This window comes from Anabaena sp. FACHB-595 (genome assembly GCF_048568275.1).
In the GTDB taxonomy this organism is placed as follows: domain Bacteria; phylum Cyanobacteriota; class Cyanobacteriia; order Cyanobacteriales; family Nostocaceae; genus Trichormus.
Map to the genome: position 1 here is coordinate 101155 of NZ_CP183475.1, position 13381 is coordinate 114535.

Here is a 13381-nt window from a genome sequence, read left to right on the forward strand (position 1 = left end):
CTTCTATGTTTTGACGTTATCTTCTTGCTACCACTTGCTATTAATTATCGCTTGAAGGTAAAACGACTATTAAATTTTTCACCTTTTACATCCGTTTGAATCACAACTTTATACTCTCCCGTTGCAGTTCCGTCCAGGTTTGCCGTATAATGCTTTTCCTCGGTATTATAAGGAACTTGTAGAGTTTTATTAGTGCCATCTGGTAGCTGAACTTGAGCCGTGAGCTTGGCATCAGTAATTGCTTGGTCTTGCTCGCCGTGTACGCTGATATCTAAATGAGTAGAATCTTTTTCTATATCTGATTTGAACTCTAAATGATATTTGCCTGACTGTACAACTTGACCGCTATGCTTCTCTCCACTATTGGAGTGACCACCTTTTTCATCATGGCCATGACCGTCGTTTTCATTATGCACTTCCCCAGTTTTAGTAGATGTTTCTGTAGTTGCTGTTTTAGCAACGGGTTCAGTTTTAGTAGCACTTTCTGAGTTAGCGACTTGATTCCCACCACTACAAGCACCCAAAAAAATTAATCCTACACTGCTAAGAATTACTAAACTGGTTTTCAGAAATTTCATTGATTTACACTCCTCAATATTTGGTCAATTAACAACTAAAAACTTGCCTCTCCTACGGGAGTAATTAAAAATCCCCCTGGTGCATTGGCATTGGCTGCTTGTGCTGCCTTGGTGACATCATCAAGAGAAACATTAAACGCCGAGTCAGCATTAACTTTATCTAGGATGACAGACCGGAATGAAATTCAGGTGAAATTTTTACAAGGGAGAGTTCAGGTGATAAGCTACGCTCCATCGTAGGAGATCGCGATTCCTTTAGTCCTTTTTTGAAATCCATAACTAATTATCATTGGGCTATTGAACATTAATGAGTTGCTGTGAATGAGTCAGCTAAATGTTAAAATAATGACGCTATTTGTGTAATTATCATATTTTTTGGATTAGGTTGAGCAGCAGAGGTAAGTGATGGTAAAAGCAAAACGTAGCGGGGGAAAAGGGTTTGGTAAACCACCTAAGCCACCATATCTCAATAGCTCATTAGATTTTGAAGAATTAGTTAACGGCAATCAAATTTTATTAGTGAACGTAATCACCGACGATACTAAAGGGATTGGAGATGCCTTTACATTTATAAAATATAACGATCTTGCTAACAAATCCTCAAATTTTAGGTCAGCTATTGCCACCGCTTTTGACTCCTCATTGATTAAACTGGCGAAGCGGCGACAAAATGAAGAAGGTAAAGGTTTACTAACTCTAACTCCAAAACATTATCGTCAAGAATGGGGACTTAGTGATAGCTCTGACGGTGAAATAGTTTTTAATTGGTGGACTTTACCAGAGTTGAAAGTTGCTCAAGAACGAAGCTACATATTTGGTGGAACGCGAATTCTTGCCAGATTAACAGAACCTCTAATTATGTATTCTCAAGAAAGGTTTCCGGTTATCTATCATGCTGTTCCATATACAAGTGGAAATGACCAAGTAAATTATGTGCATCTCATGTTTACTGTTTCACTCAATTCGAGCAAAGCACAGGAAATTCTTAGTATCAACATAATTGAACGTGAAACCACACCTTTAACAGAACTTTTACCTCCTAGTTCCTAAAAAGTCATTTAAAAACAAAAACACTATGTCTAAAATCCGCATTGGCAATACTGTAGTTAAAAGTAATGAAAAATTAAGACAAATACAATCACAAGTTTTTACTAGTTATGGCTATCAAAAAGTAAACGATTTTTTGCTCAATGATAGCAGAGATTTTAGAGTTGTATTTGATATGTTATGGGAAAAATATCAGAATCAGCCCCAAAAATTTTATGATTCTACTCTGATAAAGGTACTAGAGAAATCGAAATCATTTAAAAAGTTTATATTAGCTGTTAATATGCAAACAATTTCTCAGATGAAAATCCCTTTTGATAAATTTTATATACCGTGTTTAAAACAATGTTATCAAGATTATGAAACTCATAAACAAACGGGTGCGAGGGGTTGGGTAGTCGGTGTTATTCCTTTTCTCGGTGCTACTTACCCTGAACATCGAAAATTTTTATCAAATTTGATTGACTCTTTAGATATTACAGAAAATATTAATTCAGGAAGAATTATCTATTTAGATAAGCATCTAGCTCTAACTTATAAACAAGATGATGCAAAAAACCAAGCATTAGGAGAACTGTTGTTTGCGGCAAGACATTCTGAAGGTTTATGGTCTTTTAACCAAACAGATGTTTTTGTACCCGTAAAATCCTTACGTCAAGCTAAAATTGCTTTAGCTAATTACCACGGTAAGCCCCGAAAAGGAGAATTAGTAGGAAACGACTCTACACGTTTTTCCAGATTTTTAGGCTTAGATATTAAAGATAATTATGCCTATATGTCTGGATATGAAGAATTAGTTAATTATAGAGGAAAAGGATTCCAAAAACGATAATCGGCGTTCTTGAATCAAGAGTTATGTGGGTAGAGTGGGTATCCTGAAGCCTGGAAATAAAACACGTTATTAGAGTACATCAAAATATTACAAACTAAAAACACCTAATTAATAAGTGTTGAGTTGAGCATAGCTCAACCCAAACTTCTATTTTAGAAAGTGAAAGTTGTTCTCAATGTACCAATCACAGCATCATTGTTATTGTTAGCAGATTGACCAGGATTAGTTAACCAAATTACACCAGGAGTAATAGAAATGTTATCACTGATGCGATATCTGTAAAAGCCTTCAATGTGATAGGGTTTATCACCGTTGCTACTACCTAAATATGGTTGCGCGCCTGCAAAAATGCCTAAAAGATTGCCCTTCTTGCCAAAGTCGGGTAAAGCTACACCCAATCCATAGCTCCAAACTTCATCGTTATCGTTAGCTCCAAAGCCTGTAATATTACTGTAGAGTGCAAACCCACTAATTGACAGTTTATCGCTAGGTCTGAAAGCTGCTTCAAAGCCGTAAGAATTACTTACAAATGGATTGCCAGCACCGACAAAATTAGCTTGTGAAGTCCCAACTACAGCAGCACTTACCGAACCAGCATCAAATAAAGCACTATTTGCACCATGATAACCGTGAACGTAGGTTGCAGCCAAGGTCAGGCGATCGCCAACGTTAAGATTCAACTGTGCTAAAGCTGCATAGTTACCATCGAATAAACCTGAGCCTGGACTAGGATTATTCGGTTCAGATCCTAAATAACCCAAAGTTAATGAAGGTTTGAAGCTACCACTACCAAATGGGACATTAACACCAATTCCGGCACCACCACCGATGCGATAGATAGGACTTTCGGAAGCAAAGGTAGATAAAGCACCGTTACCATTATCAAAGTCTTCAAAATAAGGGTTGACGGTGGGAACATAATCGCTTTGGATACCTCCAGTAGCAGCTACATAAACTTGAGAGTTGCCAACAGGGAAGTAATATGCTAACCAATCTATAAAAGCATTATTATTGCTACCAAGAAACAAGTTAAAAGTTTGAGTACCTTCAGCAGTGCCATTGGGTAAAGATAATGGAGTAGCATTACCGGCTGCAATCCGAGTGTGTAGGGTATCTTTACCCGTAAAACTAGTTTGCAAATCTAAACGCACCCGGTTTTGGAAAACGGTATTGTTATTATCATTGTTACCAAAACTATCCGTAACCGCAAAAACAGCTTCACCTACTAGTTTTGTGGTAGTCGAAAACTGATTAGCTTCTAATTCAGAAGTGCGTGCTTCCAAGGCATCGACTCGACCCCTGAGTGTCGCTAGTTCCGCAGAAAATTCTTCTTGTAAACGCCGTAGGGTAGCTAAATCCTCTTTTGTCACTAAATCAGCTGTAGCTGTAGCAATCAATTCATTAACTCGATCCAAACAAGCATTTAAACCTGCCGCAAATTCATAACGAGTTAAGGCACGATTACCCCGGTAAGTCCCATTGGGATAACCTGCAATACAACCGTAACGTTCTACTAAAGATTGCAAAGCTTGAAAAGCCCAGTCTGTTGGTTGTACATCCGAAAATTGGGAAACTGATGTAACTTGAGATAGTGAAGTTTGATTATTGGCTTCAAGATTGTATTGGTTTATTTGTGAAAAAACGTTTTCGTCAGCGTTTGTTTGAGCAAGTAACGACTGATGAGTTTGTGATGGCTGTTGTTGGCTGTCAGCAGCAATGGCACTAGCTGAAATAGCAAGAGTTACTCCCAAAAATACTGGGCTGAATATAAGTGTTTTCCACAATAGATTCGACATATTATTTTTCCTCACACCCTCTCGTAATGATGACGCAAACACTAATTTTAAACTGTACTATTTCATACCATAATGCAATCTTAATTTTATGTTGTGCCAATATAGTCTAGAAGTAAGTTATTTTACTGTTAAGTTCTCATTTAGTTTACTAACTTAAAAATTTGCAACTATTTATCTGGGTTTACCAGCACTTGATACTGACGCCCATCTCCACCAAATATGACGATATTATTTAGACCAGTGACAGCAAGCAGGCGGTTTTTCACTTACCAGTTGACACTACAAGCTTTCAAAATTAAAGAGTATCAGTCAGCTAGATAGCTGCGTGAGTCAATTCCATATCTTCGTAGAAGCGTGAGAGCTTGTTTTTCCACTTGTCGTACTCGTTCCCGACTAATACCCATCCGTTGACTAATCTGTACTAGGGTCAGTTCGCATCCACCTGCTAAACCAAAGCGCAAGATTAAGACTTCTTTTTGCTGGGGAGTCAGCTTTGCTAATAGGTTGTGAATGTCTTGATAGAGCAATTCTCGTTCGGCGTAGCGTTCGGGAGACATTCCATCATCCTTCAGCAGATCCTGTAATTGGGTATCCTGCTCAAACCCAATTCGCATATCTAAGGAAACAGGTTGACGAACAAGCTGCAAATATTCTCGAATCTGACTAGGTTCCAAATTGAGGGCTTGGGCGATTTCCGTTACGCCAGCAATGTAACCAAGCTTTTGAGATAACTCTCGCTGAACACACTTAATTTTGTTCAGCTTATCAGCCATGTGAATGGGTAAACGAATAGTGCGGGATTGTTGTGCTATTGCTCGTGTAATTCCCTGACGAATCCACCAGTAAGCATAAGTGGAAAACTTGTATCCAAGAGTTGGATCAAATTTCTCTACCCCTCGTTCTAGCCCCAATGCACCTTCTTGAATTAAGTCTAGAAACTCCAGATTGCGTTTCTGGTATTTTTTAGCAATAGATACCACTAACCGCAGATTAGCCTGAATCATCTTCTGCTTGGCAATTTGTCCTTGACTTAGTTGTTGCAGCAGCACATCTTCTTTCAACTGCATCTTGTCAGCCCATTCTTGCAGAGTCGGTTCACGCTGTAATTTTTCAGCTAGCTCTTCTTTTGCAGTAAACATCACCATCATTTGCTGAACTTGTTGAGCAAAAAAAATTTCTTGCTCATGGCTTAACAGAGGTACACGTCCAATTTTATGAAGATAGATACTTACTGCATCTGCTGTATATGAAAATTCGTTATTCTTGCTCTTAAGTTTAGTCACTTGGGATGTTGAATTAGGCATAAATATGTTAGCCTCAATTGAATAAAATCAAATGGTTACATAAAAATAAATAAGCATAAAATAATCGAAATGATAAATTTTAAAAACTTCATCAATTAATTGGTTCAAACTGTCCTAAAAAAGTAGGTCGGGGACGGGTAATGTCAACTTCCCACAAAGCCTTAACATTCGCTAATGATTCCCGTAATAAATCAGGAATCATTCCTCGTAGTCCATAAATTTCTATATCTGGAGTTCCTAAACCAACTGTCTTTAGTCCTAATTGGCGACAGGTGTAAACAGTGCGGGGAAGATGATAATTTTGAGTTATGACAACAGCTTTATGTACACCAAAAACTTTATGAGCGCGATAACAACTCTCATAAGTGCTGAAACCTGCATAGTCTAGGGTAATGTTTTTCATCGGTACACCCAGATCATGGGCATATTTCAGCATAGACCTGACTTCATTATAGGAAACTGTACTGTTATCTCCTGTCATCAAGAGTTTACTAATCTTTCCCATTTTATAAAGTTTGACAGCAGCTTCTACACGGTCTGACAACATGGGTGTGGGATTATCATTTGGAAGAATTCCTGCACCGAATACTATTGCAACCTGTTCTTTTGGGACTGATTCTGGTTGAACATAGCGATCGCCATTCGTCATTAAACCTATATAAGCCGTTGCTATTAAAGGTTTTGCTAATACACTAATTACTAAACCTAGCAAAATCCATCGCAGGTAACGGAACAACTTGAAATATTTTCCCCCTATACTTTTTTCAAAAAATCTCATAAAAGTGATATTGTACAGAGTATTTTATTGGATCAGTGATGCCTATTATTGGAAGTTTATGTGTACCTATAAATTACTTCTTATATTATCAGCCAGTAAAGAATTCACTGGCTGTACTTTATCAAAATTACTGTGCCATTTGCGCTTAACTTAGCGATGCTAATTAATTCTCCAAAACCACCCCAGCTACCTTACCATTTTCCTCAACAGCCGCTCTTCGCTTAGGTAATAAAAACCTACCAAACTTAGAATATAAAGCAGGTAAAACCAGCAAGGTTAACGCTGTAGAAGTAAACAAACCACCTAAAACCACTATCGAAAGTGGTTGCAAAACTTCCTTACCTGGACCGACTGCAATTACTAACGGTACTAATCCCAGAGCGGATGTAAAGGATGTCATCAAAATAGCATTGAGTCGTTCCATTGACCCGGTTATAATAATTTCTTTTAACGACATTCCGCTAGAAAATTTAGTAGCGTAATTGTCTACTAAAAGCAATCCGTTACGAGTAGCAACACCAAATAAAGTCACAAAACCTACCAAGGAAGCGACTGAGACAACGCCCCCAGTTAGTGCCACAGCAATTACACCTCAGGGCGAACGCATCTTATTATCTCCTTTTGCTATTGTTGAGAATACTTAAATCTTGACTCGTAGTTATTTCTGAAGCGATACCCGTTTGAATTGCTGGGGAAGTTTGTTTGGGTATTAAATACGTGCCAAATTTACTATACAAAGCTGGAAGTACCAACAAAGTTAAAGCTGTGGAAGTAAATAAACCACCCAACACAACTATCGCTAAAGGTTGCAAAATTTCTTTACCCGCACCAGTCCCGATTACTAAAGGAACCATACCTAATGCAGATGTTAGGGCTGTCATTAAAATGGCAACAAGTCTTTCGATTGAACCTTGGGAAATTACTTCCCGCAAAGGCATTCCGATCGCAAACTTGCTGTTATAGTTTTCTACTAGCAATAAACCGTTACGGGTAGCGACACCAAATAAAGTAATAAATCCTACCATTGATGCTACCGAAAGGATACCACCACCCAAAGCCACAGACAAAACACCCCCAATCAATGCTAAGGGTAAGTTACTCATAATTATTAAGGTTGCTGGGATTGATTTCACGGCGAAATACATCAAAACCGCAATTACAATCATTGATAAACTGCCAAATACCAGTAAATTTTGGGAAGCTCGTTGTTCCGATTCAAACTGCCCCCCATACTGAATAAAGTAACCAGATGGTACTTGTACTTGCTGTTGAACTTTGGCGCGAATTTCATCTACCACCGAACCCAAATCTCTACCAGAAACGTTTGCAGAAACAACTATCAAGCGGGAAACATTTTCTCGGTTAATGGTATTCGGACCAGTTCCATAGTCAATTTTTGCTACTGCTGCTAAAGGTATTTTCTGTTCGTTGGGAGTGTCCACAAGTAAATTACGAATGGTGTCTAAGTTGTTGCGTGCTTCTGGTTTTAACCACACCAATAAGTCAAAAAGCTGCTGTTTTTCTAATACCTGGGATACTACCCGACCATTGAGTGCAGTTTCGGTAATTTCTGATAAATCGCCTACAGAAAGACCGTAACGTGCCGCAGCATCTCTGTCAAACTGAATTTGCACCTGTTTGATAGGTATTTGCGGTTCTAACTGCAAGTCTACTAAACCAGGAATATCTTTCATTACAGCTTCTACTTCTTTCCCCAAAGCACGTAACTCCTCCAGTTCCGGACCGAATATTTTCACGGCGATCGCACTTCTGACACCGGATAAAATTTCATCCATGCGGTGAGAAATGAAACCTCCGATAGCTGCTACTGAACCGGGTATTCTCGCAAACTCTTCCCTCACTTTTTCTACCGTTGCTTCCCGATCCTTCATCCCCACATCGCTAATCTCGATATCGAGGTGGGTTAAGTTGACAGGTGCAGCATCTGCATCTCCTGGAGCGCGTCCCGAACGCATCTGCACTGATGCAATGCGGGGGTCATCTTTGAGTGCTGATTCAATTGCGTTTCCTGCTTGGTTGGTAACTTCCAAAGATGTACCGGGATATAGCAGCAGGGAATTTACTAAAGTCCGTTCTTGGAATTCCGGTAAAAACACTCGTCCCAAACTCGAAAAAATCACCATTGATGCTACAAAGGCTGCAATTGCGGTCAAAATTACCACACTAGGGCGTTTGATCGAAAAGTTCAACAGGGGACGATATAATCTTTGCGACCAACGAGTTACCCAAGTTTCATCATCTGGTAGTCTTTGGTTGGCTAGCAGTATGGCACACAATGCCGGAGATAAAGTCATTGCCACTAAGGTTGAAGACAAAATTGATACCAAGTAAGCCCAACCCATCGGAGCGAAAATCCGACCTTCTATGCCACTTAAAGTAAAAATTGGCGCGAAAACTACAACAATAATTACTGTGGAAAGAATGACGCTGGTTCGTACTTCTACAGAAGTGTCATATACTATTTGGAAAGGATGAACGGGATTTTCTGCTTTCTGGTTTTCCTGTAATCCCCGGTAACAATTTTCCATATCAACAATAGAATCATCCACAACCGAACCGATGGCGACTACCAATCCTCCCAAGGTCATAGTATTAATCCCTTGACCAAATAAATTGAGAATCATCATCCCAATTAACACCGACAAAGGAATAGCGCTGAGGGTGATAATAGCAGTCCGCCAGTTCATCAAAAACATCAGCAGAATAATTGAAACAATTATCGTGCCATCCCTCAGAGAACTAGTCACATTTTCTATAGCATCTTCAATAAAGCTTTCCTGACGAAAAGTAACCGTGTATTTGACATTGGCAGGTAAGCTAGATTTGAGTTCTGCGATCGCCGTTTCCACAGCCCGACTTACAGTCGGAGTATCAGCTTGGGGTTGTTTATCAATTAAAACTACCACCGCAGGCTGAGTATTAAAACTGCCATCACCCCGCTTTAATGCTGCACCAATTTGCACATCAGCAATATCGCGTAAAAGTACAGGAGTACCATCACGGGCAGTAATCACTGATTTCTGTAAATCCTCAATTGCCGTAATCCTGCCAATACCCCGAATTAATAATTCTTGGTCTGGGTCAATTAAAAATCCACCAGCCGCATTATTATTAGCTTTGGCAGCAGCGGTGGTGACATCTTCTAAAGAAACATCAAAAGCTTTTAACTTTGCAGGGTCAACTAAAACTTGATATTGACGGACATCTCCCCCATAGGTGATTACCTGAGAAACACCTGGAACTGCAAGTAGACGGTTGGTGACAACTAGGTCAATAAATCGTCTCACCTCCATCATGTCGGTTTTAGCTTTTCCCCCTGGCGAATCGATAGTAAAAGCATAGGTAAGGATGGTACCGATGGGATTACTAATTGGGGAAATTTGGGGTGACTCGATATTTGCTGGCAGTTTTTGCGACGCTTGCTGCAATCTTTCGGTGACTAGCTGACGCGCTTGATAAATATCAGTTCCCCAATTGAATATAATTCTGACAACAGAAATCCCAATTCCAGAGGAAGAACGTACAGTTTCGACACCGGGAGTCCCATTGACAGCACTTTCAATCGGTAAAGTCACCAAAGATTCTACCTCTTCGGGTGCTAGTCCTGGTGCTTCGGTTTGAATTTCTACTTGAGGCGGAGCAAAGTTAGGAAAAACATCCAAAGGCATTTGAGTTAGGTTGTAAACTCCTAACATCATCACAATCATTGCTCCAATCACCACCAGCCATCGTTGTACAATTGACCACTTGAGAATGTTATCGATCATGATTGTAGTTTATGAGTCAGAATGATTTTTTGAGGTGGATTTGAGCAGACCACTTTGAGTTTTTGGTTCGTGATGATTATTTTCAATTTCATTAAGATTTTGATATTGAATTTCTTCTAACTCCGGTGATGTAACAGATTCATTACCCAACCCTCCAGCGTAAGCTGCAACCATGTAGTTTTGGCTACGACGACCAGACCAGATACCTACTACAAAAGCACCACCAGCAACTACAGTTCCTCCCAAGGTAGCCATTAACCATAAAGGTAGGGGAAAATTATTAGTATTAGTTTTTTGCAATTGCGAACCTTCATCTTCCGAGTGGTCATCTTCTTTTTTACTCCCACCCCGTAAAGATTGAGCGTAAAGTTGCGTAGCACGTTGGGTAACTACTGCATCTCCCTCAAATAAACCACTGGTAACTTCGATTAAACTCCCAGAAATTTGACCAAATTCAGGTTCAACAGATTGAAAAGCATTACCATTTTTGACGTAGATGATTTTTTTACCATTGGCATCTACCACAGCAGAATTAGGAATTGCTAAAATTAACCCAGGTGTCTTATCCGTAACTACTTCCAACTCGGCAAACATACCTGGTTTTAATTGCCCGTTGGCATTATTAATTTCAGCTTGTACGGGTACTACTTGCGTTTCTCCTTCTACTACGGAACCAATGCGCTTAATCCTACCTGTAAAAATTTGATTGGGTACGCTAGCAACCTTTACATTCACTGGTTGACCAATTTTTACTTTACCCAAATCTTTTCCATAAATATTTGCTGTAGCAAAAACCTCGCTGTCATTAGCTATGGTCATCAACTTGCTACCCGTATCTTGAAATGATTGTCCGATAGTGACTTGCCTGTCAGTAACTTGACCATTGATAGGAGCCGTCACCGTTACCAATCCCTTATTATTAGCAATAGCTCCTAGTTGAGCTAATCGAGTTTGATAAGTAGTATTACTCAGATTAATCCGTTCTTTTGCTACCTTTACTGCTGCTTGAGCGCGTTGAACTTGATTTTCTGCTTCGATCACATCTCCCCGACGATTGGCTTTAACTAGTTCGGCTTTGGCTTGCGCTAATTGAGTTTGAGACTCTAAAGCCGTGCGACGCGGTAAAGCACCATTAATCACCAATGACTGGTCTTTGTTATATTTTTCTTGAGCAAATGCGACTTGACTTTGTGCTTGGGCTATTTCTGCTTGAGCGATATTTTGATAGCGATTGTAATTTTGTTGGGCCAACTTTAAATCAGCCAAAGCTTGTTGTAAATCTGCTTGACCTTGTACTAATTTTTCCTGGGATTCAACCCGCAAATTCACGAAGTCAGGGCTACTTAAAACCGCAACAGGTTGACCTTTTGTGACCCTTGCACCTGGTTCTACCAACAACTCAGCCACCTTCGCTCCAGAAATTGGGGTAGTAACTTCTACTTTCTGACTGGGTAAAGTTTCGATTTTACCCGTCGTTTTAATACCAATATCCAAACGCTGACGTTTGACAGTCTCAACTTTTATTCCCAATCCTTTCGCAGTTTGTTCGTCCACTTCTACTTGTCCGCTTGCTTCGCTACCAGCTTGAAACGCACCACTGCCGTGGTCGTGACCTGCACCTGCTAAAACAGTAGTAGGAGTATTTAGTAGTAACAAACTCAACATTGTCAACGAAACATAACGCAGTGGAGCAGAACATTGAAACAAATTAGAGATTCCCATCGCTTGTTGTGTCCTAAGTTAGTGAGAAAGCAGAATCGCCGGATGTTGGCATTTAATGTGCAAATTTGGACTACCGCTTTCTTTAGCTAGTTACATTGCTTTTGTGAGTAGTTTAAGGAATTTGAATAGTAGTCTTTTTCCAGTGTTTCATATCGATATGAAATTTGGGTGAAATTTTTAGCTGGAATTTTTGTTAGGAATAACTATAATATTTAGGCTATATTCATGTTTAGAATTTTACATTTTTCCTGGAACTACAAAATACACAAAAAAATGTATACACATCATATACATTTTTAAATTACTGTAGGCATTCTTACAACACAACTATAAATATTTACTTCTAAGTAGGTAGGCACAAAAAAACCAAACTATGTAAAGATAAGTAAATACGGAGAAAAATTTACCGAGGAAACAAAAATATATGGACACTCGTTTAAATGAAAGTCTTGATTGAAAACTAAACTGGACAAATCCATTAAATTTCAGGAAGGAAAGGTTTGTCTGTGTGCCTAGTAAAATCCAGATGGTTGTTAGCTTAAAAGTAATTATGGAAATTTTGACAGCTACCATAGCTTATCTGATATTGGGTTCGGTAACTGGAATTTTAAGTGGATTAATTGGCATTGGAGGAGGTGTATTCATTACACCAGCACTCGTTTATTTTTTTGGTTTTTCCCAGCATAGCGCCCAGGGAACCACCTTGGCTTTGATGGTTCCACCAATTAGTTTACTCGGAGCTTGGGCTTATTACCAGCAGGGATATGTAGACTTAAAAGTAACTATCTTTGTCTGTGTTGGTTTTTTCTTGGGAGCATTGCTAGGTGCTAAATTTGCCATTGGAATACCAGAGGTATTTTTGCGAAGGATATTTGGGACAGCACTACTTTTTATCGCTTTTAAGATGATTTTTACTAAATCGTAATACCTAAATCAGCCAACAAAATTTAGCACAATTGCACAGGGGAGAAGTTCAGATTAATACATTTATACTATTAATTTGCGATCACCCTGTGCCAGTTGCGTAAGTATTGTTTTCCACTAAAGAGCGATATAAGTTAATGACGTGACTGTCAGCCAAACTATAATAAACATTCCGACCTTCTCGACGATAGCTGACTAAACGCATAGCTTTCAATAACCGCAGCTGATGACAAACAGCTGATTCACTCATTTTGGTTAATGCAGCTAGATCGCAAACACACAACTCACTAGAAGCCAAAGCTGATAGGAGGCGTATACGGTTTGTATCTGCTAACACCCCAAAAATTTCTGCCATTTGTTGTGCTTTATCTGTCGGTAAGATTTGAGCCTGAGATGAGCGTACATTATCTAGATGCACCAGATGAGTATCACAGGTAGGGGTATCAGAACTTTGAATTAAGTCTAAGTCCTGCTTTTTCTTGTGCTTATTCATAGCAAGTTTTACTTAGCAATAGTTATCAATCTCAATAATACCTAAAATGATAACCATTGTACAATTGAATAGTTGTTCAATTGTTGTATTAGAATATTGGCAGTTAACTTTTTGCCTTA

The 13381-nt window shown here is 39.2% G+C and carries 10 protein-coding genes and 1 pseudogene; 3 read left to right on the top strand and 8 right to left on the bottom strand.

Annotated elements, in window-relative coordinates; all coding sequences use genetic code 11:
- Nucleotides 1–44: 44 nt before the first annotated feature.
- Nucleotides 45–578 (bottom strand): hypothetical protein, encoded by a 534-nt coding sequence (locus tag ACN222_RS29345; RefSeq protein WP_010993939.1) that lies wholly within the window; start codon nt 576–578, stop codon nt 45–47.
- Nucleotides 579–983: 405 nt separating this feature from the next.
- On the opposite strand from ACN222_RS29345, the gene ACN222_RS29350 reads away from it, so the two are divergent.
- Nucleotides 984–1628 (top strand): hypothetical protein, encoded by a 645-nt coding sequence (locus ACN222_RS29350; protein WP_044520244.1) that lies wholly within the window; start codon nt 984–986, stop codon nt 1626–1628.
- A gap of 25 nt (nt 1629–1653) precedes the next feature.
- Complete coding sequence (locus ACN222_RS29355; RefSeq protein ID WP_010993941.1) at nt 1654–2457, top strand: hypothetical protein; 804 nt, start codon at nt 1654–1656, stop codon at nt 2455–2457.
- 152 nt (nt 2458–2609) lie between these two features.
- Here ACN222_RS29355 and ACN222_RS29360 read toward each other — a convergent pair whose 3' ends face one another.
- From ACN222_RS29360 to ACN222_RS29385, 6 genes and pseudogenes are all read right to left on the bottom strand, one after another.
- A complete protein-coding gene (locus tag ACN222_RS29360; protein ID WP_010993942.1) occupies nt 2610–4253 on the bottom strand; it encodes an iron uptake porin in 1644 nt (547 codons plus the stop codon).
- A 305-nt stretch (nt 4254–4558) separates the two neighbouring features.
- Nucleotides 4559–5557, bottom strand: a complete 999-nt coding sequence (sigB, locus tag ACN222_RS29365) for a sigma-70 family RNA polymerase sigma factor SigB (RefSeq protein WP_010993943.1) — start codon at nt 5555–5557, stop codon at nt 4559–4561.
- 91 nt (nt 5558–5648) lie between these two features.
- Nucleotides 5649–6335: a SanA/YdcF family protein gene (locus ACN222_RS29370; RefSeq protein ID WP_010993944.1), complete on the bottom strand. Its 687-nt coding sequence runs from the start codon at nt 6333–6335 to the stop codon at nt 5649–5651.
- Between the two features lie 163 nt (nt 6336–6498).
- Nucleotides 6499–6927: pseudogene (locus ACN222_RS29375) on the bottom strand (efflux RND transporter permease subunit); the annotation flags it as partial.
- 19 nt (nt 6928–6946) lie between these two features.
- Nucleotides 6947–10123, bottom strand: coding sequence for a CusA/CzcA family heavy metal efflux RND transporter (locus ACN222_RS29380; protein WP_010993946.1), 3177 nt, complete (start codon nt 10121–10123; stop codon nt 6947–6949).
- Between the two features lie 9 nt (nt 10124–10132).
- Entirely contained in the window at nt 10133–11845 is a 1713-nt protein-coding gene (locus ACN222_RS29385) for an efflux RND transporter periplasmic adaptor subunit (protein ID WP_010993947.1), read from the bottom strand.
- A gap of 550 nt (nt 11846–12395) precedes the next feature.
- Here ACN222_RS29385 and ACN222_RS29390 point away from each other — a divergent pair.
- Nucleotides 12396–12770, top strand: coding sequence for a sulfite exporter TauE/SafE family protein (locus ACN222_RS29390; RefSeq protein ID WP_044520281.1), 375 nt, complete (start codon nt 12396–12398; stop codon nt 12768–12770).
- Nucleotides 12771–12851: 81 nt separating this feature from the next.
- Here ACN222_RS29390 and ACN222_RS29395 read toward each other — a convergent pair whose 3' ends face one another.
- Nucleotides 12852–13262 carry an ArsR/SmtB family transcription factor gene (locus ACN222_RS29395; RefSeq protein WP_010993949.1) on the bottom strand — a complete coding sequence of 137 codons (411 nt, stop codon included), beginning with the start codon at nt 13260–13262 and terminating at the stop codon, nt 12852–12854.
- Nucleotides 13263–13381: the final 119 nt, after the last annotated feature.

Bases quoted from the DNA above. Each gene is read 5' to 3' on its own strand.
- ACN222_RS29345 (WP_010993939.1), bottom strand. From the start codon at position 578: ATGAAATTTCTGAAAACCAGTTTAGTAATTCTTAGCAGTGTAGGATTA.
- ACN222_RS29350 (WP_044520244.1), top strand. From the start codon at position 984: ATGGTAAAAGCAAAACGTAGCGGGGGAAAAGGGTTTGGTAAACCACCT.
- ACN222_RS29355 (WP_010993941.1), top strand. From the start codon at position 1,654: ATGTCTAAAATCCGCATTGGCAATACTGTAGTTAAAAGTAATGAAAAA.
- ACN222_RS29360 (WP_010993942.1), bottom strand. From the start codon at position 4,253: ATGTCGAATCTATTGTGGAAAACACTTATATTCAGCCCAGTATTTTTG.
- sigB (WP_010993943.1), bottom strand. From the start codon at position 5,557: ATGCCTAATTCAACATCCCAAGTGACTAAACTTAAGAGCAAGAATAAC.
- ACN222_RS29370 (WP_010993944.1), bottom strand. From the start codon at position 6,335: ATGAGATTTTTTGAAAAAAGTATAGGGGGAAAATATTTCAAGTTGTTC.
- ACN222_RS29380 (WP_010993946.1), bottom strand. From the start codon at position 10,123: ATGATCGATAACATTCTCAAGTGGTCAATTGTACAACGATGGCTGGTG.
- ACN222_RS29385 (WP_010993947.1), bottom strand. From the start codon at position 11,845: ATGGGAATCTCTAATTTGTTTCAATGTTCTGCTCCACTGCGTTATGTT.
- ACN222_RS29390 (WP_044520281.1), top strand. From the start codon at position 12,396: ATGGAAATTTTGACAGCTACCATAGCTTATCTGATATTGGGTTCGGTA.
- ACN222_RS29395 (WP_010993949.1), bottom strand. From the start codon at position 13,262: ATGAATAAGCACAAGAAAAAGCAGGACTTAGACTTAATTCAAAGTTCT.